Annotated in this window: 26 protein-coding genes; 9 read left to right on the top strand and 17 right to left on the bottom strand. The window is 63.4% G+C overall.

From position 1 onward, the window contains the following. Positions 1 to 6: 6 nt before the first annotated feature. The 4 genes from EH240_RS10490 to EH240_RS10475 all read right to left on the bottom strand — a co-directional run bounded on the left by EH240_RS10490 (position 7) and on the right by EH240_RS10475 (position 3,709). Positions 7 to 801, bottom strand: a complete 795-nt coding sequence (locus EH240_RS10490; protein WP_124997836.1) for a transglutaminase family protein — start codon at positions 799 to 801, stop codon at positions 7 to 9. A gap of 19 nt (positions 802 to 820) precedes the next feature. Beyond that, complete coding sequence (locus tag EH240_RS10485; protein ID WP_124997834.1) at positions 821 to 1,762, bottom strand: alpha-E domain-containing protein; 942 nt, start codon at positions 1,760 to 1,762, stop codon at positions 821 to 823. A 130-nt stretch (positions 1,763 to 1,892) separates the two neighbouring features. Next, complete coding sequence (locus EH240_RS10480; RefSeq protein WP_167483983.1) at positions 1,893 to 3,305, bottom strand: circularly permuted type 2 ATP-grasp protein; 1,413 nt, start codon at positions 3,303 to 3,305, stop codon at positions 1,893 to 1,895. A gap of 167 nt (positions 3,306 to 3,472) precedes the next feature. Further along, positions 3,473 to 3,709, bottom strand: a complete 237-nt coding sequence (locus EH240_RS10475) for an Lrp/AsnC ligand binding domain-containing protein (RefSeq protein WP_124997831.1) — start codon at positions 3,707 to 3,709, stop codon at positions 3,473 to 3,475. Between the two features lie 287 nt (positions 3,710 to 3,996). Between EH240_RS10475 and EH240_RS10470 the strand changes: the two genes are divergently transcribed. Further along, positions 3,997 to 4,416: a DUF4864 domain-containing protein gene (locus EH240_RS10470; RefSeq protein WP_124997829.1), complete on the top strand. Its 420-nt coding sequence runs from the start codon at positions 3,997 to 3,999 to the stop codon at positions 4,414 to 4,416. Positions 4,417 to 4,428: 12 nt separating this feature from the next. Here EH240_RS10470 and EH240_RS10465 read toward each other — a convergent pair whose 3' ends face one another. The 8 genes from EH240_RS10465 to coaD all read right to left on the bottom strand — a co-directional run bounded on the left by EH240_RS10465 (position 4,429) and on the right by coaD (position 9,807). After that, complete coding sequence (locus EH240_RS10465; protein ID WP_124997827.1) at positions 4,429 to 5,154, bottom strand: SDR family NAD(P)-dependent oxidoreductase; 726 nt, start codon at positions 5,152 to 5,154, stop codon at positions 4,429 to 4,431. 70 nt (positions 5,155 to 5,224) lie between these two features. Beyond that, positions 5,225 to 6,355, bottom strand: a complete 1,131-nt coding sequence (gene tgt / locus EH240_RS10460; protein ID WP_124997825.1) for a tRNA guanosine(34) transglycosylase Tgt — start codon at positions 6,353 to 6,355, stop codon at positions 5,225 to 5,227. Continuing rightward, the gene (locus EH240_RS10455; protein ID WP_124997823.1) at positions 6,348 to 6,617 is read right to left on the bottom strand and encodes a hypothetical protein; all 270 of its coding nucleotides are present in this window, start codon (positions 6,615 to 6,617) and stop codon (positions 6,348 to 6,350) included. The genes tgt and EH240_RS10455 overlap by 8 nt, the downstream gene beginning before the upstream one ends. Then, positions 6,607 to 7,695 (bottom strand): tRNA preQ1(34) S-adenosylmethionine ribosyltransferase-isomerase QueA, encoded by a 1,089-nt coding sequence (gene queA, locus EH240_RS10450; protein WP_124997821.1) that lies wholly within the window; start codon positions 7,693 to 7,695, stop codon positions 6,607 to 6,609. Before queA ends, EH240_RS10455 begins: the two co-directional genes overlap by 11 nt. Continuing rightward, positions 7,695 to 8,144 (bottom strand): DMT family transporter, encoded by a 450-nt coding sequence (locus EH240_RS10445; protein ID WP_124997819.1) that lies wholly within the window; start codon positions 8,142 to 8,144, stop codon positions 7,695 to 7,697. Before EH240_RS10445 ends, queA begins: the two co-directional genes overlap by 1 nt. Positions 8,145 to 8,156: 12 nt before the next feature. Next, positions 8,157 to 8,669, bottom strand: a complete 513-nt coding sequence (locus tag EH240_RS10440; protein ID WP_124997817.1) for a peptidylprolyl isomerase — start codon at positions 8,667 to 8,669, stop codon at positions 8,157 to 8,159. Between the two features lie 29 nt (positions 8,670 to 8,698). Beyond that, positions 8,699 to 9,196 (bottom strand): peptidylprolyl isomerase, encoded by a 498-nt coding sequence (locus EH240_RS10435; RefSeq protein WP_245435920.1) that lies wholly within the window; start codon positions 9,194 to 9,196, stop codon positions 8,699 to 8,701. A 110-nt stretch (positions 9,197 to 9,306) separates the two neighbouring features. Beyond that, on the bottom strand, positions 9,307 to 9,807 hold the full coding sequence (gene coaD / locus EH240_RS10430) for a pantetheine-phosphate adenylyltransferase (protein ID WP_124997813.1): 501 nt from the start codon (positions 9,805 to 9,807) through the stop codon (positions 9,307 to 9,309). A gap of 193 nt (positions 9,808 to 10,000) precedes the next feature. Here coaD and EH240_RS37880 point away from each other — a divergent pair, with 193 nt between their 5' ends. Beyond that, positions 10,001 to 10,144, top strand: coding sequence for a hypothetical protein (locus EH240_RS37880; RefSeq protein WP_167483982.1), 144 nt, complete (start codon positions 10,001 to 10,003; stop codon positions 10,142 to 10,144). A gap of 49 nt (positions 10,145 to 10,193) precedes the next feature. On the opposite strand, the gene gyrA is transcribed toward EH240_RS37880, so the two are convergent. Then, positions 10,194 to 12,983: a DNA gyrase subunit A gene (gene gyrA, locus EH240_RS10425; protein ID WP_124997811.1), complete on the bottom strand. Its 2,790-nt coding sequence runs from the start codon at positions 12,981 to 12,983 to the stop codon at positions 10,194 to 10,196. A 190-nt stretch (positions 12,984 to 13,173) separates the two neighbouring features. Continuing rightward, positions 13,174 to 14,010, bottom strand: coding sequence for a helix-turn-helix transcriptional regulator (locus tag EH240_RS10420; RefSeq protein WP_124997857.1), 837 nt, complete (start codon positions 14,008 to 14,010; stop codon positions 13,174 to 13,176). An 84-nt stretch (positions 14,011 to 14,094) separates the two neighbouring features. Between EH240_RS10420 and EH240_RS10415 the strand changes: the two genes are divergently transcribed. The 3 genes from EH240_RS10415 to EH240_RS10405 all read left to right on the top strand — a co-directional run bounded on the left by EH240_RS10415 (position 14,095) and on the right by EH240_RS10405 (position 15,756). Beyond that, positions 14,095 to 14,625, top strand: a complete 531-nt coding sequence (locus EH240_RS10415) for a hypothetical protein (RefSeq protein ID WP_124997809.1) — start codon at positions 14,095 to 14,097, stop codon at positions 14,623 to 14,625. A gap of 32 nt (positions 14,626 to 14,657) precedes the next feature. Then, positions 14,658 to 15,035: a VOC family protein gene (locus tag EH240_RS10410; protein ID WP_124997807.1), complete on the top strand. Its 378-nt coding sequence runs from the start codon at positions 14,658 to 14,660 to the stop codon at positions 15,033 to 15,035. Between the two features lie 91 nt (positions 15,036 to 15,126). Next, the gene (locus tag EH240_RS10405; protein ID WP_124997805.1) at positions 15,127 to 15,756 is read left to right on the top strand and encodes a MarC family protein; all 630 of its coding nucleotides are present in this window, start codon (positions 15,127 to 15,129) and stop codon (positions 15,754 to 15,756) included. Between the two features lie 31 nt (positions 15,757 to 15,787). On the opposite strand, the gene EH240_RS10400 is transcribed toward EH240_RS10405, so the two are convergent. The 3 genes from EH240_RS10400 to ssb are packed head-to-tail and all read right to left on the bottom strand — an operon-like array spanning position 15,788 to position 17,201. Then, a complete protein-coding gene (locus EH240_RS10400) occupies positions 15,788 to 16,213 on the bottom strand; it encodes an OsmC family protein (RefSeq protein ID WP_124997803.1) in 426 nt (141 codons plus the stop codon). A gap of 30 nt (positions 16,214 to 16,243) precedes the next feature. After that, on the bottom strand, positions 16,244 to 16,642 hold the full coding sequence (locus tag EH240_RS10395) for a DUF2306 domain-containing protein (protein WP_124997801.1): 399 nt from the start codon (positions 16,640 to 16,642) through the stop codon (positions 16,244 to 16,246). 37 nt (positions 16,643 to 16,679) lie between these two features. Further along, entirely contained in the window at positions 16,680 to 17,201 is a 522-nt protein-coding gene (ssb, locus tag EH240_RS10390; protein WP_124997799.1) for a single-stranded DNA-binding protein, read from the bottom strand. A 226-nt stretch (positions 17,202 to 17,427) separates the two neighbouring features. Here ssb and EH240_RS10385 point away from each other — a divergent pair, with 226 nt between their 5' ends. The 4 genes from EH240_RS10385 to EH240_RS10370 all read left to right on the top strand — a co-directional run bounded on the left by EH240_RS10385 (position 17,428) and on the right by EH240_RS10370 (position 19,194). Continuing rightward, the gene (locus tag EH240_RS10385; protein WP_124997797.1) at positions 17,428 to 17,742 is read left to right on the top strand and encodes an ArsR/SmtB family transcription factor; all 315 of its coding nucleotides are present in this window, start codon (positions 17,428 to 17,430) and stop codon (positions 17,740 to 17,742) included. After that, positions 17,739 to 18,215, top strand: coding sequence for an SRPBCC family protein (locus EH240_RS10380; RefSeq protein WP_124997796.1), 477 nt, complete (start codon positions 17,739 to 17,741; stop codon positions 18,213 to 18,215). Before EH240_RS10385 ends, EH240_RS10380 begins: the two co-directional genes overlap by 4 nt. Positions 18,216 to 18,240: 25 nt before the next feature. Beyond that, positions 18,241 to 18,846, top strand: a complete 606-nt coding sequence (locus EH240_RS10375) for an ATP-dependent Clp protease proteolytic subunit (protein WP_124997794.1) — start codon at positions 18,241 to 18,243, stop codon at positions 18,844 to 18,846. A 66-nt stretch (positions 18,847 to 18,912) separates the two neighbouring features. Continuing rightward, positions 18,913 to 19,194: a hypothetical protein gene (locus EH240_RS10370; protein ID WP_124997793.1), complete on the top strand. Its 282-nt coding sequence runs from the start codon at positions 18,913 to 18,915 to the stop codon at positions 19,192 to 19,194. Positions 19,195 to 19,800: the final 606 nt, after the last annotated feature.

The following is a 19,800-nucleotide window of genomic DNA, read 5'->3' as shown; positions in this document are numbered from 1 at the left end:
CCGAAATTACTGCTCGACCGTGACGGTGACGGCAAGCTTCTCTTGCGCCTGGCCGAGCAGTATCCCCGATACCGGCGAGGCATCGCGATAGTCGCGTCCCGTCGCCACCCTCACATAACGTTCGTCGGGAGAAATACCGTTTGCGGGATCGAAGGCAACCCAGCCGAGGCCCGAAACATGCGCTTCCGCCCAAGCGTGGCTCGCCGCTTGCTCGATTGCGGCGTCCATCATCAGATAGCCGCTGACATAGCGTGCTGGAAAGCCCATGGCCCGCGCCGCGGCGGCGAAGATGTGGCTATGATCTTGGCAGACACCGCTCTTCAGCGCCAAGGCCTCTTCCGCCGCCGTGACGACGCTGGTCGTGCCCGGCTTGTAGTCGACGCGCTCGCGGATCATGCCCATCAGCCGATGCAGTCGCTCGACATCCGTCCCCTTGCCCGCCGCGCCCGTCAATTCGCGAATGCCGTCGCCGGCGGTCGTGAGCGGCGTCTGCTGACCGAACAGCCAGAGCGGCGCGAAACCAAGATGCGCGCCGGACACGCCGGCCGTGTCGCGCGTCGTCACCTCGCCCGCCGCCTCGACCGTGATGGTGTGGTGGCCGCCTTCGGCGCTCACCAGCCGCGTGTCGTTGCCGAACTGGTCGGTGAAACGCACCTCCTCGCGCGCGCCGTCGATCTTGATTGCCCAGGATACCACGGTCTGAGTGTGCCCGCTCTGTGGCAGCAGGCGCAGCCGCTGCAGCAGATACTGCACCGGCGTGTCGTAACGATATTCGGTCCGGTGGGTGATCTTGAGCCGCATGGCGCCGCCCCCTTAGCGCTCAATGGAATCGGTAGTCCTGGGCGATCTCGTCGCCCAGCCTGGTGTTGTCACGAATGAATTCGACCAGGAACTCATGCAGGCCGTGGTCGAAAATGTCCTTGATCGACCCCTTCTTCAGCATCGCCTGGGTCTTCTCGGCGGTGGCGTGACAGGCATGGCGCTCGCCATAGTCGTCGGCGAGAAATTTCAGATGCTCGCCGAGGAAGCGGTAGCAGAAGGTGAGCGAGCGCGGCATGCGGACATTGAGGATCAGATAGTCGGCGATGTTGGTCGGCTTGTAGTCGGCGTCATAGACCCAGCGGTAGGAGCGGTGCGCCGACACCGAGCGCAGGATCGATTCCCATTGATAATTATCGAGCGTCGAGCCCACCCAGGAAATCGACGGCAGCAGCACGTAGTATTTAACGTCGAGGATGCGGGCCGTGTTGTCGGCGCGCTCGACATAGGTGCCGAGCTGCGAGAAGTCGAAGATCTCGTTGCGCAGCATGGTGCCGTAGAACGAGCCTCGGATCAGCGCCGTCTCGCGCTTGATCGCGTCGAGAACCGTCGGCAGCTCGCGCTCGTCGATCGGCCTCGCCAGCATGCGCTTCAGCGACATCCAGGCCTCGTTGATGCTCTCCCAGGTCTCGCGGGTCAGCGCGGTGCGCACCATGCGCGCATTGTTGCGCGCCGTCTCTATCGACGACATCGTGCTCGACGGGTTCGAGGTGTCGCGCAGCAGGAAATCCGAGACGTTGGCGACGGTGTAGTCCTGGTATTTCTGCGAGAAGGTGACATCGGAGCCGGCGCTGAGCAGCACCGAGTTCCATTCCTCCGAAGCGTTCTGGGTGCGCGTCAGCGCCATGCGCAGACCGGCATCGACCAGCCGCGCCATGTTTTCGGCCCGCTCGATATAGCGGTTCATCCAGTAGAGACCGTTGGCGGTGCGGCCAAGAAGCATGTGAAGCGGCCTTCGGGCTAGTGCGCAGCGAATAGTGAATAGTAAGTAGTAAGTATTTGAATCTCGATCGAGTCCGGCATTTCCCTGTCCCCTCTTCTACTCACTACTGACTACTCCCTACTCACCCATCTCAATCATCCAGCACCCACGTATCCTTCGTCCCGCCGCCCTGTGATGAGTTCACAACCAGCGAGCCCTCCTTCAGCGCCACCCGAGTCAGGCCGCCCGGCACGATCTGGATACGGTCCGAGACCAGGACGTAAGGCCGAAGGTCGACGTGGCGCGGCGACAGTCCCTTCTCCGTCAAAATCGGGCAGGTCGACAGCGCAAGCGTCGGCTGGGCGATGTAGTTCGCGGGCTTGGCCTGCAGCTTCTTGGCGAACGCCTCGCATTCCTTCTTGCTCGCCGCCGGGCCGACCAGCATGCCGTAGCCGCCAGAGCCGTGCACTTCCTTGATGACCAGCTCGTCGATGTGCTCCACCACATATTTCAGGCTGTCGGCCTCCGAGCAGCGCCAAGTCGGGATGTTGCCGAGGATCGCCTTGCGGCCGGTGTAGAATTCGACGATCTCGGGCATGTAGGAATAGATCGCCTTGTCGTCGGCGATCCCGGTTCCCGGCGCGTTGGCGATGGTGATGTTGCCGGCGCGATAGACATCCATGATACCCGGCACGCCGAGCGCGGAATCCGGCCGGAATGTCAGCGGATCGAGGAAGGCATCGTCCACGCGCCGGTAGAGCACGTCGATCTGCTTGTAGCCTTCGGTGGTGCGCATCGTGACATGACCGTCGACGACGCGCAGGTCCTGTCCCTCGACCAGTTGCACGCCCATCTGGTCGGCGAGGAAAGCATGCTCGAAATACGCTGAGTTGTAGCTGCCCGGCGTCAGCACGGCGATGGTCGGCGCGCCCTTGGCGCTCTGCGGTCTGACCGCTGCCAACGATTGGCGCAACAACTGCGGATAATTCTCGACCGGCCGCACCTTGATCTGCTGGAACAGTTCCGGGAAGAGCTGCATCATCGTCTCGCGATTCTCCAGCATGTATGAGACGCCGGAGGGCGTGCGGGCATTGTCTTCGAGCACGTAGAATTCGTTCTCGCTGATGCGCACGATGTCGACGCCGATGATGTGGGTGTAGACGCCGGCCGGCGGCCTCACGCCGATCATCTCGGGCAGGAAGGCTTCATTCTTCGCGATGAGATCCTTGGGAACGCGTCCGGCGCGCAGGATTTCCTGGCGATGATAGATGTCGTCGAGAAAGGCGTTCAGCGCCTGGACGCGCTGCTCGATGCCTTGTGTCAGTCGCCGCCATTCATTGCCGGAGATGATGCGCGGCACGATGTCGAAGGGGATCAGCCGTTCGGAAGCTTCCTGCTCGCCATAGACGGCGAAGGTGATGCCGGTCTTGCGGAAGACACGTTCGGCGTCCTGCATTTTCTGGGTGAGCCTGGCCGGGTCCTGTTCCTTCAGCCAGCGATCGTAAGCCTGGTATGGTCTTCTCAATCCGGAGACTTCCGGAAGCATTTCGTCGAACGCTGCCAATCGCGTACTCCCCTGTGCAGCCATTTCACTGGCCCCGCCGGAGAAAATCAAGCGCAATCGATGATTTGGGCGACGGCGACGCTCACTCTATGCAATCTGCCTAAGATTAGGGCAGCAGGAACGATGCAGGGTCAGGCGCTGCCTCGCGGCCGGGCATCGCCAGGTAGTCAGAACGCCCGGAAGGTAACGATGGTGAAGGTGTCCTTGATTCCGGGCAGGATCTGCACCCTCTCGTTGACGAAGTGGCCGATGTCTTCCTGGTCGTCGACATAGAACTTGGCGAGCAGGTCGTAATTGCCGGCGGTCGAATAGATCTCGGAGGCGATCTCGGCGTCGGCGAGCGCGCTGGCGACCTCATAGGCTTTGCCCAGATCGCACTTTATCTGCACGAAAAATGCCTTCATCTGCCGGTCCTGCCTAGCCTCTGCTCGAATAAGCGGCCCTTGTGGCAGACTGGCGAGAGGCTTTCAAGCATCAGGCTGCACGCACCTTGGCGACTGCTTGCCGCAATTCCGCCACCGGCATCCCGCGCCGGCCTAGGCTGCCGCCGATCACCAGGGCCGCCATGCCTCTCAACCAGGCATGGGTCTGGCATCGGAGAGCAAAGAATCTTCCGACAGCAATGAAACCACGGCGCGCCGACGCGCGTATGTTAGATTGCGTTCGCAAAGCGAATTCCGGGAGGCAGGCCATGCGCCGCGTATTGTTCGCATTCGCTCTCGTTCCAATGCTCGTGGCTTCGATCGCCTTCGCCGACGATGCAGAGATCAAGGCGGCGCAAACGGTCATCGACAGCCAGTTGAAAGCCTTCCTCGCCGATGACGGCGCCACCGCCTACAGCTTCGCGGCGCCGAACGTGAAGCGCATCTTTCCGACGGTCGACACCTTCATGAACATGGTGACCAACGGCTACGCGCCGGTGCGCAAGCCGCAGAGCTACGCTTTCGGCAAGGTCGAGCAGACCGGACCAGCCTCGATCATCCAGCAGGTGCTGATCGTCGGACCCGACGGCAAGGACTACGAAGCGGTCTATACGCTTGAGCAGCAGCCGGACGGCAGTTTCAAGATCACTGGCTGCAGCCTGCGCGCGTCGACCTCGGTCAGCACCTGAGCCAAATGCATTTCAGTACCGTGCCCTGCCGCCCGACATGTCGAACACGGCCCCGGTATTGAAGCTGCTGGCATCGGAACAAAGCCAGAGCACCAGCCCCGCGACTTCATCCATGGACCCGAGACGCTTCAACGGACTGGCGCTGATCATGTCGTTGACGACTTCGTTTCCAAGGCGCCTGATGAGATCGGTGTCGATAGGCCCCGGTGCGACGCAATTGACGCGGATGCCAGTATCGCAGACCTCGCGTGACAAGGCCTTGGTAAAGGCAATGACACCCGCACTTGCTGCCGAATAGGCCGCCAAGTTCGGTAGTCCCTCCTTGCCAGCCAGCGAACCCATGTTGACGATAAGGCCGCTGCCCATCTTTCTCATGAGCGGCAGAACCTGGTGGGTAACCTCGAAAACGCCAATCAGGTTCACGCCGATGATGCGTTGCCACTCCGCCGGATCCAAGGTCTCGAAGCCTCGGTAGCTGCCCAGATAGCCGGCATTGTTGATGAGGATATCGATCTGCGCTGCGCCGACCGAGACCTCGGCCATAGCATCTTTTATCTGATCTGGCTTCGTCACATCAACAGCTTGGCAATGTGCGCCGTCGAGCGGAACGGGGTCGGCGTCCCATACCCAGACGTCGGCTCCAAATCGCACCAATTGCGTCGCGACGGTTCTGCCGATACCCCTCGCACCGCCAGTCACTATCGCGGTCTTATCGCCAAAGTCGTATGTCACGGTCATGACAAACCCTCGGCGGAACTCTGCGCGCCGGGAAGCAGACCGTCAATCACTCGACACCGGAAGGCGCCGCTCAGAGGGCGGGGATATCGCCCCTCGCCCAGCCTTCGGACATCTCGGCTGCGCGCGCCTCGAAGGTCTGTGCCTCGATCGCGGCGCGGATGTCTTGCATCAGCTTCTGATAGCAGGACAAGTTGTTCCAGGTGAGCAGCATTGCGCCAAGCGACTCCTGCGAGCGCACGAGATGGTGCAGATAGGCCCGGGAATAGTCGCGCGCAGCAGGGCAGTCGCTTTCCTCGTCCAGCGGACGCGGATCATCGGCATGGCGGGCGTTGCGCAGGTTGATCTTGCCGCGACGCGTGTAGGCCAGGCCGTGGCGGCCGGCGCGCGTCGGCATCACGCAGTCGAACATGTCGATGCCGCGCGCCACCGATTTCAAGATATCGTCCGGCGTGCCGACGCCCATCAGGTAGCGCGGCCTGTCGGCCGGCAGTTCCGGGCAGGTGATGTCGAGCATCTCCAGCATCACCGCCTGCGGCTCGCCGACCGCGAGCCCGCCGATGGCGTAGCCTTTGAGTTCCATCGCCTTCAGCGCCTGTGCCGAGCGCACGCGCATGACCGCGCTGTCGCCGCCCTGGACGATGCCGAACATCGCCTTGCCGGGCTGGTCGCCGAACGCCGTCTTGCAGCGCTCGGCCCAGCGCAGCGACAGTTCCATGGCGCGCTCGATTTCCGTCGGCTTGGCCGGCAGCGCCGTGCACTCGTCGAGTTGCATCTGGATGTCGGAATCGAGCAGCCCCTGGATCTCGATCGACCGCTCCGGCGACATCTCGTAAGCCGCGCCGTCGATATGCGAGCGGAAGGTGACGCCCTTCTCCGTCAGCTTTCTCAGCTTCGACAGCGACATCACCTGGAAGCCACCACTGTCAGTCAGGATCGGATGCGGCCAGCGGGCGAATTCGTGCAGGCCGCCAAGCCGCGCCACGCGTTCGGCACCCGGTCGCAGCATCAGGTGGTAGGTGTTGCCGAGGATGATGTCGGCGCCGACGCCGCGCACCTGGTCCATATACATGGTCTTGACGGTGCCGCCGGTGCCGACCGGCATGAAGGCCGGCGTGCGGATCTCGCCGCGCGGCATGCGGATCAGGCCGCGCCGCGCCTTGCCGTCGGTGGCAAGCAGCTTGAAGGAGAAAGTCTCAGCCATCGAATTCCTTGTCGTGCACCGGCGCGCCGCGTGCCTGTTCGTCGAGCGACTGCCGGTAGCGGATGCAACCGCGCATGAATTTCGGCCAGGGCGGCACGGCGATTGCCGGCTCGGTCTTTTCCGGCAGCAAGTCCCAGAGGTCGGGGTGATGCCAGCACAGATCATGGCCGGTCGCATCGCGATGAGCGCGGATGCCGGCGCGCAGCTTCTTCACCTCCGCGATCAGCGCATCGCGGTCCATTTTCTCGAGATCATCGTCCATCGCTCGTCTCCGCTCGGAAAAGCAGGCTGGAGTCCCCGTAGGAGTAGAACCTGTAGCGGCTCTCGATGGCATGCGCATAGGCCGAACGCATCGTCTCCAGCCCGCTGAAGGCTGAGACCAGCATGAACAGCGTCGAGCGCGGCAGATGGAAATTGGTCATCAGGATGTCGGCCGTCCGGAAACGGTAGCCGGGCGTGATGAAGATATCGGTCGGTCCCGACCAGGCTTCGATGCTCCCGTCCTCGCGCGCGGCACTTTCCAAGAGGCGCAGCGATGTCGTGCCGACGCTGATGATGCGCCCGCCCCGCGCCTTTGCCGCATTGAGCGCATCCGCCGTCTCGCGGCTCACCGAGCCGGTCTCGGCATGCATCTTGTGTTCGGCGGTGTCGTCGGCTTTCACCGGCAGAAACGTGCCGGCACCGACATGCAGCGTGACGAAGCGGCGCTCGATGCCCTTGGCGTCAAGCGCGGCGAACATCTCCGGCGTGAAATGCAAGCCCGCAGTGGGTGCCGCGACCGCGCCCTCCTCCCTGGCATAGATGGTCTGGTAGTCGCTGCGGTCGCGCTCGTCGTCGTCGCGTTTCGAGGCGATGTAGGGCGGCAGCGGAACGTGGCCGACGGCGTGCATTGCCTCGTCGAGGAACGGACCGGAGAGGTCGAAGCCGAGCAGCACCTCGCCCGCCTCGCCCTTCTCGATCACTGTCGCGTCGAGCTGGCCGAGGAAGCAGGAATTCTGGTCGTGGCCGAAATGAATGCGGTCGCCGGCGGCGATCCGCTTGCCCGGCCGCATGAAGGCCCGCCAGCGGTCCGGCGCCACCCGCATGTGCAGCGTGGCCTCGACCTGGGCCATCGCCTCGCCGCGCCTGCGTATGCCTTTCAGCTGCGCCGGGATGACCTTGGTGTCGTTGAACACCAATACGTCGCCTTTGCGGAGCAGCGACGGCAGGTCGCGCACGATCCGGTCTTTCAAACCTTGGCCTGGCCTGACGACCAGCAGCCTGGCGCTGTCGCGCGGCTCGGCTGGGCGCAGCGCGATGCGCTCCTCCGGCAGGTCGAAGTCGAACAGGTCGACACGCATCAGTAGAGCCGGATGAGCAGCGCTCCGGCCAGCAGCAACACCGCGCCGGCGATGCGGCCAAGCGAAATCTCGCGCACGGCAACACCGAGGAAGCCGGCGCGGTCGACAAGCATGCCGGCGATCAACTGGCCTGCGACCAGGAAGGCCATCAGCGCGGCCGCGCCGATACGCGGCGTGAGAATGGTGGAGAGCGTGACATAGAAGCCGCCGAGCATGCCGCCGGCAACGAACAGCCATGGCGCCGGCGCCTTCCAGTCGAGCGAGATGCCCTGCAGCTTGATCACGGCGACCGCGATGATGCCGAGCACGATGGCGCCGGACAGGAACGAAAAGGCGGCGGCTGCGACCGGAAGGCCGAGGCCGCGCGCCAATTGCGAATTGATCGGCGCCTGGATGGCGATGAAGGCGCCGGACAGGATGCCAAGCAGGGACCAGACTGCGCCCATCATCGTCGTTCTACCTTACTTGACGTCGGCCGCGACCTTCAGCGACACGATCTTGTCGGGATCCTGCACCGGCTCGCCGCGCTTGATCTTGTCGACATTCTCCATGCCCTCGATCACCTGGCCCCAGACCGTGTACTGGCGGTTGAGGAAGGAGGCGTCGTCGAAGCAGATGAAGAACTGCGAGTTCGCCGAGTTCGGGTTCTGCGCGCGCGCCATCGAGCAGGTGCCGCGGCCGTGATTGGCGTTGGAGAATTCGGCCTTGAGGTCCGGCTTGTCGGAGCCGCCCATGCCCGCGCGCGAAGGCGCGAAGGAGGGCTTCGAGGAATTGCCGAACTTGACGTCGCCGGTCTGCGCCATGAAGCCGTCGATGACGCGGTGGAACACCACGCCGTCATAAGAGCCTTCACGCGCCAGTTCCTTGATGCGGCCGACATGGCCGGGCGCCAGATCGGGATACATTTCGATCACGACCGGACCCTTGGTCGTTTCCATGATCAGTGCGTTCTCGCGGTCCTTGATCTCAGCCATGTCAGAAAATCCCTTTGAAAATTGAGAAGTTATTTGCCGTCGGCGGCGATGCGGACCTTGATCATGCGGTCGGGGTCGGTGACCGTGCCGTTGTCCGCCTCGTCGCCCTTTTTGATCTTGTCCACCAGTTCCATGCCGCTCACCACCTTGCCGACGATGGTGTACTGGCCGTCGAGGTTCGGCGCCGGCGCGAACATGATGAAGAATTGCGAATTGGCCGAATTCGGGTCCTGCGAACGTGCCATGCCGATCACGCCGCGCGTAAACTGCTCGGTCTGCGAGAACTCGGCCGGCAGATCGGGAAGGTCGGAACCGCCTGTGCCGACGGCCTCGGGGTTGAAACCCTTCTCCATGTTGCCGAACTTGACGTCGCCGGTCTGTGCCATGAAGCCGTCGATGACGCGGTGGAACGCGACGTTGTCATACGCGCCTTCGCGCACCAGCTTCTTGATCTGCGCGACATGCTTGGGCGCCAGATCGGGGCGCAGCGCGATGGTGACGTCGCCGTCCTTCAGCGTGATGACCATCGTGTTTTCCTTGTCGGCGGCGAAGGCAGGCAAGGATGCCGCGAAAAGGCCGGCAAGCACGACAAGGAACGAAGCGAGCTTTTTCAGCTGCATAGGGGTCTCCGACAGGATTATTTCGCGAATTTGGCGGTGAGCGCGCCGGCGACGGCCGCCGGCACGAACGGGCGGATGTCGCCGCCCATCGACGCAATCTGGCGCACGAGTGTGGCGGTAATGGTTCTGACCGAAGGGCTGGCCGGCAGGAAAACCGTCTGCAGCGCCGGCGCCATCGTCTCGTTCATGCCGGCCATCTGCATCTCATAATCGAGATCGGTGCCGTCGCGCAGGCCGCGGATGATGATCGAGGCGCCTTGCTTTCTGGCGGCATCGATGACCAGGCCATCGAACGAAACGACCTTGATGCGACCGCTGTCACTGCCGAACTCGGCCTTGGTCGCAGTCTCGATCAGCTTGACGCGTTCCTCGAACGAAAACAGCGGCGTCTTGCCGGGATGGATGCCGATCGCCGCGTAGACGGTGTCGGCCACGGCAAGTGAGGCCTTCAAGACATCGAGATGCCCGTTGGTCAGCGGGTCGAAGGAGCCGGCATAAAGGGCGGTGCGTTCGGTCATGGCAGGCTTCTAGCGAGCCTCTCAAGCAAAGGCAAATCCCCATTGATGCGCCCGGCCGTGAACCTTTTCACGGACATGAACGACAGATGAATGCGACGATCACGAACGCTTCACGCAGCGTTCACTAGGTTGCCGCTTCAGGAGATGAAACCAAAACACCATCTTATCGTTGTATGAGCAGGAGAACACGCAAATGCTGATCTACATCCTTGCCACTGCAATGACTGTCGTGATGCTGATCGCAACCGCATTCGGGTTGCATCGGGAGGCGGCGCAGGTCCGCGTCAGGGCCAACACCAAGCGGCTCGAAGGTTTCGTTGCCCGCCGTCACTTCTAATTTCCAGAACGATCGTACCGGCCCGCGGGCCGGTGATGCTTGGTCCAGGCTATTCGGTATCGGCCTGGCCCGTATCTTCGGACACTGCCTCGCTTGAGCTGTCTTCTGTTTCCTCGTCCGACTGCGGCTCCGAAATCCGCTCCACCGACACCACTTTCTCGCCTTCGGCCGTGTTGAAGATGGTCACGCCCTTGGTGGCGCGGCTGGCGAAACGAATGCCTTCGACCGGAACGCGAATGACCGTGCCGCCGTCCGAAACCAGCATGATCTGGTCGTCGTTGCCGACCGGGAAGGTCGCGACCAGCCGGCCGATCTCGGCCACTTTCGAGACGTCGGTGGCGCGGATGCCCTTGCCGCCACGCCCCGTCAGGCGGAAATCATAGGATGACGAGCGCTTGCCATAGCCGTACTCGGTCACCGTCAGCACAAGCTGCTCATGCGCCTTGAGGAAGTCGTAGCGCTCGTCGGAAAGTTCCGCCTCCTCGCCGATCTCCTCATTGGTCAGCGCGATCTCTTCCTCCTCGGATGCTCCGCCGACGACAAGCCGGCGTTCCGCGGCCGCGCGCTTGAGATAAGCGGCGCGTTCGGCGGGCGAAGCATCGACATGCTCGATCACCGACATGGAGATCACGCGATCGGTCTCCGCCATGGCGATGCCGCGCACGCCGACGGAATTGCGGCTCTGGAAGACGCGCACGTCGCCGACCGGGAAGCGGATGCACTGACCGGAGCTCGCCGTCAAAAGCACGTCGTCATTGTCGGTGCAGGTCTCGACGCCGAGGATCTCGTCGCCCTCTTCCTCCAGTTTCATCGCGATCTTGCCATTGCGGTTGACCTGGACGAAGTCGGATAGCTTGTTGCGCCGCACCGTGCCGCGCGTGGTGGCGAACATCACGTCAAGCTCGCCCCAGCTGGTCTCGTCCTCCGGCAGCGGCATGATGGTGGTGATGCGCTCGCCCTGCTCGAGCGGCAGCATGTTGATCAGCGCCTTGCCGCGCGACTGCGGATTGCCAATGGGAAGACGCCACACCTTTTCCTTGTAGACGATGCCGCGCGAGGAGAAGAACAACACCGGCGTATGCGTGTTGGCCACGAACAGCCGAGTGACGAAATCCTCTTCCTTGGTCGACATGCCGGAGCGGCCCTTGCCGCCGCGGCGCTGCGCCCGGTAGAGCGAGAGCGGCACACGCTTGATGTAGCCGGAATGGCTGACGGTGACGACCATGTCCTCGCGCTGGATCAGGTCCTCGTCTTCCATGTCCGCTCCGCCCTCGGTGAGCTCGGTGCGGCGCGGCGTGCCGAACTCGTCGCGGACGGCGATGAGCTCGTCCTTGACGATCTTCTGGATGCGCGCGCGGGAAGACAAAATGTCAAGATAATCAACGATCTCGACGCCGATCTTGTTCAACTCGTCGGCGATCTCGTCGCGGCCGAGCGCGGTCAGGCGCTGCAGGCGCAGGTCGAGGATGGCGCGGGCCTGCTCCTCGGACAGATTATAGGTACCGTCCTCGTTGATGCGGTGGCGCGGATCGTCGATCAGCTGGATCAGCGGAGCGACGTCGTGGGAAGGCCAGCGCCGCTCCATCAACTGCTCGCGCGCCGTCTGCGGATCGGGCGCGGTGCGGATCAGCTTGATCACCTCGTCGATGTTGGCGACGGCGATAGCGAGACCGACCAGCACATGGGCGCGCTCGCGCGCCTTGCGCAAAAGGTATTTCGTGCGCCGGCTGATCACTTCCTCGCGGAAGCCGACGAAGGCCTTCAGCATGTCGATCAGCGTCAGCACTTCCGGCTTGCCGCCGTTCAGCGCCACCATATTGGCGCCGAAGGAGGTTTGCAGCGGCGTGAAGCGGTAGAGCTGGTTCAGGATGACGTCGGCGACCGCCTCGCGCTTCAATTCGATGACGACCCGATAGCCCTGGCGGTCGCTCTCGTCGCGGATGTCGGAGATGCCTTCTATGCGCTTCTCGCGCACCAGCTCGGCCATCTTCTCGATCATCGCCGACTTGTTCACCTGGTAGGGAATCTCGGTGATGATGATCGATTCACGGTCGTTGCCACGCGCCTCGATATTGACGCGGCCGCGCATGACGATGGAGCCGCGGCCCGTCGAATAGGCGTTGTAGATGCCGGAACGGCCGAGCACGATGCCGCCGGTCGGGAAATCCGGACCGGGCACGATTTCCATCAGCGACGGCAGGTCGATCGCCGGATTGTCGATGATGGCGATGGCGCCGTTGCAGACCTCTGCCAGATTGTGCGGCGGGATGTTGGTTGCCATGCCGACGGCGATGCCGCCCGAACCGTTGACGAGAAGGTTCGGGAAGCGCGCCGGCAGCACCTTCGGCTCGCTGCCTGAAGCATCGTAAGTATCCTGGAAATCGACGGTTTCCTTGTCGATGTCCTCCAGCAACTCGTGCGCGACCTTGGTCAGCCGCGACTCGGTGTAGCGCATCGCCGCCGGCGGATCGCCGTCGATAGAGCCGAAATTGCCCTGACCGTCGATCAGCGGCACGCGCAGCGACCAGTCCTGCGCCATGCGCACCAGCGCGTCGTAGATCGAGGCGTCGCCATGCGGGTGGTATTTACCCATCACGTCGGCGACCGGGCGCGCCGACTTCACATATTTGCGATTCCAGTGGTAGCCGCTTTCATGCGAGGCGTAGAGGATGCGGCGGTGCACTGGCTTCAGCCCGTCGCGCACGTCGGGCAACGCTCGGCTGACGATCACGCTCATGGCGTAATCGAGATAGGAGCGCTGCATCTCCTCGATGATCGAAATCGGCTCGATGCCGGTGGGGCCACCCTCCGGCCCGCGCGGTGTCTTCTGGTCGGTCAAATCAGGTCACAATCCAGTCGGGAATCACTCGCCGCTTATATAGGAAGCCGGGCTGAAACTCCAATGGCGACCACACTTTTCCAGAGACAATTTCGGCGGCAATTTCAAAAGGATACCGCTGATTGCGACGATAGGCCAAGCTGCATTTCGCCGCCACAGGGGCAAGGTCGGCGATATCGGACGGCCTTGGCTAATGTCCGCGTCCGCCCGTCCGTTTGGCGCGACAGGCACCGGGAGCCTCGCCCATCTCGCGCCGGAACCGGCGGTTGAAGGTCGAAAGGTCGTTGAATCCGGCATCGAAAGCGATCGTCGAGATTGCCTCGTCCGACGCGCGCAGCCGCACGGCCGCGCGGTGCAGCCTGGTCCTCAACAGGAACTGGTAGGGTGTCATGCCGGCGACATGCCGGAACGTGCGCAGGAAATGAAACGGGCTGGTCGCCGTGCCGTTGGCGAGCTCGCTCAGCGATAGCGGCCGTTCGGCGTTGAGCTCGATCAGGCGCACCGCCTCGGCGACACGTTTCTGGTCGCGGCGGCTGGGTGCCCGTGCGACCGTGGAAGAGCCGGTCGCAGCCGCGACCACCGCGCCGGCAATGCGCAGGCCGAATTCCTCGAACGCTTCGCGATCTCCCGTTTCCCGTGCGGCCTCCGCTTGCGCCAGCAACGGCGCCAGCGCCGGCAAGGGCGGCAGGCGTGGACCGGCGAAGCCAAGCCGCTTGGCGCCCGGTACATCGGCGACGACGCGCTCCATATAGGCGGGCGAAAAATGGAAGGAGAGACAGCGGTCGCCGGCGCCGTGCTCGTGGCCACACTCGTAGCAAGCGCCTGGATTGCCGAGCAGGATGGCGCCGGGCGCCAGCATTGCCGTGCCCTGGCGCGTGCGGTAGCGGAACGTGCCCCTGGTCACGGCGGCGACACAGAAACTGAGGTGCTGTTCCTCGAACGGCTTGTCGCCGACGCCGGCGGTGCAGATCACGTCGGACACCTGCCAGCCCGGTCCCGAAGCAAGTTTTTTCTCAGTCGTCGCCATCACCGAAAAATAGCAATTTATCCCAAGCGCAGAACCCCGCATGCTCCTATTGCTTGCCCTCTCCTGACAAACGAGGCAGCAGCCATGACCGATCCCTTTGCCGAAGCCCTGCACAGCGACGGCCCCAATCCGGACCTCGCCGAAAAGCTGAAACTCTACGGCCGCTTCATCGGCTCCTGGACATTTGACGCCACGCGTACGCTCGAGGACGGGACTAAGCTTACGGGTCGCGGCGAGGTGCATTTCGGCTGGGTTTTGGAGGGTAAGGCGGTCCAGGACGTCTGGATCCTGCCCTTGCGGAATACCGGCGTGCAGACCTCTCTTGGGCCGTGGACCTTCTACGGCACAACGCTGCGCGTCTACGATCCCGGCATCGACGCCTGGCACATCTTTTGGAGCGACCCGCGCAGCCGCTATTTCAGCCGCCAGCTCGGCCGCGCCGAGGGCGACACGATCGTACAGCAAGGCGCAGACGACACCGGCTCCTCGGTGCGCTGGAGCTTTTCGCGCATCACCGGGAATTCGTTCCGCTGGCTGGGCGAGCGCTCGCATGACGGCGGCGCGACCTGGCGCATCGAGGTCGAGTTTTTGGCGCGGCGGGTGACTCCAACCTGAGCGATCAACCATCTGTAATCATGGAGAAAACGATGCTTGACCATATCTCGATCGGCGTCCGCGACACCGACTCCTCGAAACGCTTCTACGACGCCGCCTTGCAGCCGCTCGGCTATTCTTGCCTTAGCCAATCGCCTGGCTCGCTCGGCTATGGCGCGAAAACGGTGGAGCTTTGGGTCAATGAGGCCGGCCGCCCGGTTCCAGCCGATATGGATTCCGGCTTGCATTTCTGCTTCGCCGCGCCAAGCCGCACCGGCGTCGATGCCTTCCATGCGGCGGCGTTGCGCGAGGGCGGCAAGGACAATGGTCAGCCTGGGCTGCGCACGGCCTATGGCGACAACTACTATGCGGCGTTCGTCATCGACCCCGACGGCTACCGCCTTGAGGCCTATTGCGGCAAAGCGGAATAGCCAACCGATCCCCTTCCGCCTGTTCCCAGCGCCCGGGCTTTGCTCTACCAATTGCAGAGCTTGGGCTTCGCCCGGCCGGAGGGGACCAGCGATGCCGAGCTTCGACAGCCTGTTCAACGCCTTCGTCACCATCCTGGTGACCATCGACCCGCCGGGGCTGGCGCCGCTCTTCCTCGCCGTCACGCGCGGCATGAACCGCGACGAGCGCCAGCAGGTTTCGGTGCGCGCCTCGGTGATCGGCTTCCTGGTGATGGCGCTGTTCGCCGTCGCCGGCGCGTCGATCCTATCGGTGTTCGGCATCACGCTGCCGGCCTTCCGTGTCGCCGGCGGTTTCCTGCTCTTCTTCATCGCCTTCGAAATGGTGTTCGAGCGCCGGCAGGACCGCAAGGAGAAGATCGGCGACGTCGCCATCACCAAGGACATGATCCACAACATCGCCGCCTTCCCGCTGGCGATCCCGCTGATCGCCGGCCCCGGCGCGATTTCGGCGACCGTGCTGCTTTCCGGCTCCTTCCAGGGTTTTGGCCCGCAGGCAGCACTCGTCGGCATCATCGCGATCTGCCTTGTCCTCACCTATCTGGTGTTCGTCTTGTCAGAACGCATCGACCGCATCCTCGGCCAAACCGGCCGCTCGATCCTGACCAGGCTGCTCGGCGTCATCCTGGCGGCGCTCGCCGTGCAGTTCGTGGCGGACGGAATCAGGGCACTGATGGCCGCTTGAGCAGCATGCCTACTGCCCACTGCCTACTGCCTTATCTCTCCGCCGTATCGACGACCTCAAAATCATGCGTGACCGTTGCCGTCTTGGCCATCATCGCGGTGGCCGAGCAGTATTTTTCGATCGAGAGATCGATCGCCCGTTTGACCTTGTCGCGCGACAGCGCGCGGCCCTTGACGATGAAATGCATGCGGATGCGGGTGAAGACGCGCGGCTCGGTCTCCGCACGATCGGCGTCAAGCTCGACCACGCAATCCTCGACCGCCTCGCGGCCTTTCTCGAGGATATGGACGACGTCATAGGCCGAGCACCCGCCGGTGCCGATCAGCACGAGTTCCATCGGGCTCGGCCCCGGCGTGCGGCCTTCCGGCCCGTGCGCCGTGCCCAGCACGACTTTATGGCCGCTGCCGGACTCGCCGACAAAGGTGCGTTCCTCGACCCATATGACGCGTGCTTTCACGATGATCTTCCCTACGAGGTTCTTGCCGCCTTATTGACCGAACACGACGGCGTGCATGATCCGGCCGGGCAGCAGCGTAAGGACGCCGGCGCCGACCAAAGCGAAAACATAGAGCGCAACCATGACGCGGCGATGCTTGCCGACGAGATGGTTGTGCGCATGCCATACCGCCAGCGGCACGGTGACCAGCACCAGGATCGACAGCAAATGGATCGGGCTGAACGGACCGACGAGACGGATCTGCTGGATCCAGAAGCTGCTGATCGCGATGACCAGCATCAGCCCGGCCCAGACATAGCCCGGCACGCGGTGGCGTGGCGTACCTTTCGGCAGCGCCAGCTGCGCGCCGCCGACCGCGAGCGCCGCAGAGGCGGCGAACGCATGCCACGGAATGGGAGGCGACGCCGATAGAAGCGGCCCGAGCGACATCCGCTTTCCTCAGATGCTTGTCACGCAGTCCAAACGCTCAGAACGGTATCTCGTCGTCCAGCTCGCGCGACGAGCCGCCGCCACCGCCGCCCTTGGAACCGCCGCCGCCGCCACGGCTGAAGCCTTCGTTCGGGCCGGACTGGCCGAAGTCGGAACCACGGCTGCCGCCGCCGCCGGCATAATTGCCGACCTGGCCGCCACCCTCGCCGCGCGCATCGAGCATCTGCAGCTCGCCGCGGAATTTCTGCAGCACGATCTCTGTCGTGTAGCGGTCATTGCCGGTCTGGTCTTGCCATTTGCGCGTCTGCAACTGGCCCTCGACATAGACCTTCATACCCTTCTTCAGATACTGCTCGGCCACCTTGGCGATCTGGTCGTTGAAGATGACGACATTGTGCCACTCGGTCTTCTCCTTGCGCTCGCCGGAGTTCTTGTCGCGCCAGCTTTCCGATGTGGCAATGCGGATGTTGACCACTGGCTCGCCCGAATTCAGGCGGCGGATTTCAGGGTCCGCCCCGAGGTTGCCGACCAGAATGACCTTGTTGACGCTACCCGCCATCTTACTTCTCCGCGCTCATCCGAAACAAAATCTACGTCGCCGCACCTTACAGCCTATGGGACGCCACTGCCTGCGAAGGCTGGCTTTTCCCACAAGGTTTTTGTTCTCTTTTCGTTCTAGTCGTGGTTGCCGGTTCTGTCAAGGAATGTCAGCAACGGCGGCGTCTCTTCATATGGCGATAAAACAGCACTTGCCAAACCAATAAGTATCGACTTATGCTTTTGCCATGGTCGAGGCAGAGATTTTCCGGGCGCTTGCCGATTCGACGCGGCGCGCCGTCTATGAGCGGCTCGCGGGCGGCGAGATGAGCGTGTCCGAGCTGCGCGCCGGCATGAGCGTGTCGCAGCCGGCGGTCTCGCAGCACCTTGCCGTGCTGCGCGGCGCCGGCCTCGTGGTCGAGCGGCGCGCAGGCCGCAACACCTATTACCGCGCCGACCCGCAAGGTCTCGATCCGCTGCTCGGCTGGATCGAACGCTACCGCGCCTTCTGGCCGGAGCGCATCGAGAAGTTGAAGACGGTTCTGAAGGGAATGGATCAATGACGGCAATAAAACACCCATCAGCAGCCGAGGCGCCGCTCAGCTTCGAATGCGAGCTTCCCGATCCGCCGGAAAAAGTCTGGCGGGCGCTCACCGAGCCCGAACTGCTCGCCGCCTGGATGATGCCGAACGACATCAAGCCGGAAACCGGCAAGCGCTTTGCCTTTGCGGGACCGGACGCGTCGATCGAATGCGAGGTGCTCGATGCCGAGCCCGGCAAGCTGCTGCGCTATTCCTGGCGCGAGCGGCCAGGTGCCGAGGATGCCGACCATCTGCCGGCATTCGACAGCGTCGTCACCTTCACGCTCGCTCGCACGGTCTCCGGCGGCACGCATCTCAGCGTCGTCCATGATGGCTTCGTGCCGGCGGCGCAGCCTGTCGTCGCCGTTTCCGGCGCCGGCTGCGGCCTTTCGTTCGACGCGCGCAAGAACCCAACCGCCGCCAATGCGCCCTGCATGATGCTGCGCGCGGCCTGATCAAAGACAACCGAGGAGATCTGCGATGAGCGCCTTTGCCAATCTGGTGCCGATGGTGATCGAGCAGTCGAGCCGCGGCGAACGCGCCTTCGACATTTTCTCGCGGCTGCTGCGCGAGCGCATCGTTTTCATCAACGGCGAGATCAATGACGGCGTGTCGGCGCTGGTCTGCGCGCAGCTCTTGTCGCTGGAATCGGACCATCCCGACAAGGAGATATCGATCTACATCAACTCGCCGGGCGGCGTGGTGACCAGCGGCTTCGCCATCTACGACACGATGCAGTACATCTCCTGCCCGGTGTCGACGGTGTGCATGGGCTTCGCGGCCTCGATGGGCTCTTTCCTTTTGATGGCCGGCTCACCCGGGCGGCGCATCGCGCTGCCCAACACCCGGATCGTGCTGCACCAGCCGCTGGGCGGCTTCCAGGGCCAGGCCTCCGACATCCAGCGCCATGCCGAGGACATCCTGCGCACCAAGCGTCACATGACGGAGCTTTATGCCAGGCACTGCGGCCGAACCTATGAGGAGGTCGAGCGCACGCTCGACCGCGATTATTTCATGACCGCCGAGGAGGCGAAAGCCTGGGGTCTCGTCGATCATGTCTACGACACGCGCAAGAAGGCGGCCTGAGCGACGCGCGGCAATTTGATTGCCACGCGTCTGGCCCCGCTCCCGACGCGCCTCTATAGTCGGCGGATGATCAGGCATCCGAGATCCAATTCGTGTATTGCCCTCGCCGCGTTCGCCGGCGTGCTGATAACCGGCACCGCTGCCTTCGCGGACGACAATTCGGCGCAGAAACTTCCGGGCGTCAGCGGCGACTACCGTATCGCCAAGCCCGCGCCGCAGCCCGAGCCGGACGACGCGCAGCCGGCCGGCAGCAACGGCACGTTCAAGATCGGCAACACCGATGTCAGGATTTCCGGCAGCATAACCATCGACATGGCGACCGGCGGCATCAGACCGCCAAACCATTGAGGCGTTCCTGTCTGTCGGTGAAGAAGCGTCCGCGCCCCATAAAATGCAAGCCCCGCCGCTGCTTCCGCAGGTGGACGGGGCTTTCATGGATCTGAAATCCAATTTTAGCCGGGAGTGGACTGCCGGCGTTCTGTTTCGGATGCAACGCGGCGTTCAGCCGACGATCCGACTGTAGTCTCTGATTGTAGCGAATCGGCAGGTCACGGTTTGTCGGGCGGCGCTCACGCCTGCCCTGGCACTTATGCCCGCCGCGGCTCCATCATCGTGTGGAGCCTCAAGGGACTGTCCGGTGGCGTCATGCTCCGCTCCTTCTGTCCGTTGCGACCATTGTCTTACGAAGCTCAATCGCCAACGCCTGCGGCGTCTCGCAGGCCACCTTCGGGTGGCGAGGCCATCGAAAGACGGCCGGCTTCGCTGACGTCCAGAGACTGCTCCCGCGGGTCGCCGGCGTCAACCGTCCAATAGCCGATTACCGAAAAATGTGATCGCCAGGAGGTTACGTGCGGGTAAGTCGAGCACCTATGTGGATCAAAGCGGCAGCGCGTCGGGAGCATTGTTTCCACAGCGCTTTGTCAGGAGCGTGTTCGGCCTTTGTTCTTTCCGCTT

The sequence above is a fragment of the Mesorhizobium tamadayense genome, from assembly GCF_003863365.1.
GTDB classification, from domain to species: domain Bacteria; phylum Pseudomonadota; class Alphaproteobacteria; order Rhizobiales; family Rhizobiaceae; genus Mesorhizobium; species Mesorhizobium tamadayense.
Note: the sequence above shows the minus strand (reverse complement) of the source record. Positions and strands in the feature narration are given on the sequence as shown.

Coding starts and splice junctions, on each gene's coding strand:
- EH240_RS10490 (WP_124997836.1), bottom strand. CDS start 801: ATGCGGCTCAAGATCACCCACCGGACCGAATATCGTTACGACACGCCG.
- EH240_RS10485 (WP_124997834.1), bottom strand. CDS start 1,762: ATGCTTCTTGGCCGCACCGCCAACGGTCTCTACTGGATGAACCGCTAT.
- EH240_RS10475 (WP_124997831.1), bottom strand. CDS start 3,709: ATGAAGGCATTTTTCGTGCAGATAAAGTGCGATCTGGGCAAAGCCTAT.
- EH240_RS10470 (WP_124997829.1), top strand. CDS start 3,997: ATGCGCCGCGTATTGTTCGCATTCGCTCTCGTTCCAATGCTCGTGGCT.
- EH240_RS10465 (WP_124997827.1), bottom strand. CDS start 5,154: ATGACCGTGACATACGACTTTGGCGATAAGACCGCGATAGTGACTGGC.
- tgt (WP_124997825.1), bottom strand. CDS start 6,355: ATGGCTGAGACTTTCTCCTTCAAGCTGCTTGCCACCGACGGCAAGGCG.
- EH240_RS10455 (WP_124997823.1), bottom strand. CDS start 6,617: ATGGACGATGATCTCGAGAAAATGGACCGCGATGCGCTGATCGCGGAG.
- queA (WP_124997821.1), bottom strand. CDS start 7,695: ATGCGTGTCGACCTGTTCGACTTCGACCTGCCGGAGGAGCGCATCGCG.
- EH240_RS10445 (WP_124997819.1), bottom strand. CDS start 8,144: ATGATGGGCGCAGTCTGGTCCCTGCTTGGCATCCTGTCCGGCGCCTTC.
- EH240_RS10440 (WP_124997817.1), bottom strand. CDS start 8,669: ATGGCTGAGATCAAGGACCGCGAGAACGCACTGATCATGGAAACGACC.
- EH240_RS10435 (WP_245435920.1), bottom strand. CDS start 9,196: ATGGTCATCACGCTGAAGGACGGCGACGTCACCATCGCGCTGCGCCCC.
- coaD (WP_124997813.1), bottom strand. CDS start 9,807: ATGACCGAACGCACCGCCCTTTATGCCGGCTCCTTCGACCCGCTGACC.
- EH240_RS37880 (WP_167483982.1), top strand. CDS start 10,001: ATGCTGATCTACATCCTTGCCACTGCAATGACTGTCGTGATGCTGATC.
- EH240_RS10420 (WP_124997857.1), bottom strand. CDS start 14,010: ATGGCGACGACTGAGAAAAAACTTGCTTCGGGACCGGGCTGGCAGGTG.
- EH240_RS10415 (WP_124997809.1), top strand. CDS start 14,095: ATGACCGATCCCTTTGCCGAAGCCCTGCACAGCGACGGCCCCAATCCG.
- EH240_RS10410 (WP_124997807.1), top strand. CDS start 14,658: ATGCTTGACCATATCTCGATCGGCGTCCGCGACACCGACTCCTCGAAA.
- EH240_RS10405 (WP_124997805.1), top strand. CDS start 15,127: ATGCCGAGCTTCGACAGCCTGTTCAACGCCTTCGTCACCATCCTGGTG.
- EH240_RS10395 (WP_124997801.1), bottom strand. CDS start 16,642: ATGTCGCTCGGGCCGCTTCTATCGGCGTCGCCTCCCATTCCGTGGCAT.
- ssb (WP_124997799.1), bottom strand. CDS start 17,201: ATGGCGGGTAGCGTCAACAAGGTCATTCTGGTCGGCAACCTCGGGGCG.
- EH240_RS10385 (WP_124997797.1), top strand. CDS start 17,428: ATGGTCGAGGCAGAGATTTTCCGGGCGCTTGCCGATTCGACGCGGCGC.
- EH240_RS10380 (WP_124997796.1), top strand. CDS start 17,739: ATGACGGCAATAAAACACCCATCAGCAGCCGAGGCGCCGCTCAGCTTC.
- EH240_RS10375 (WP_124997794.1), top strand. CDS start 18,241: ATGAGCGCCTTTGCCAATCTGGTGCCGATGGTGATCGAGCAGTCGAGC.
- EH240_RS10370 (WP_124997793.1), top strand. CDS start 18,913: ATGATCAGGCATCCGAGATCCAATTCGTGTATTGCCCTCGCCGCGTTC.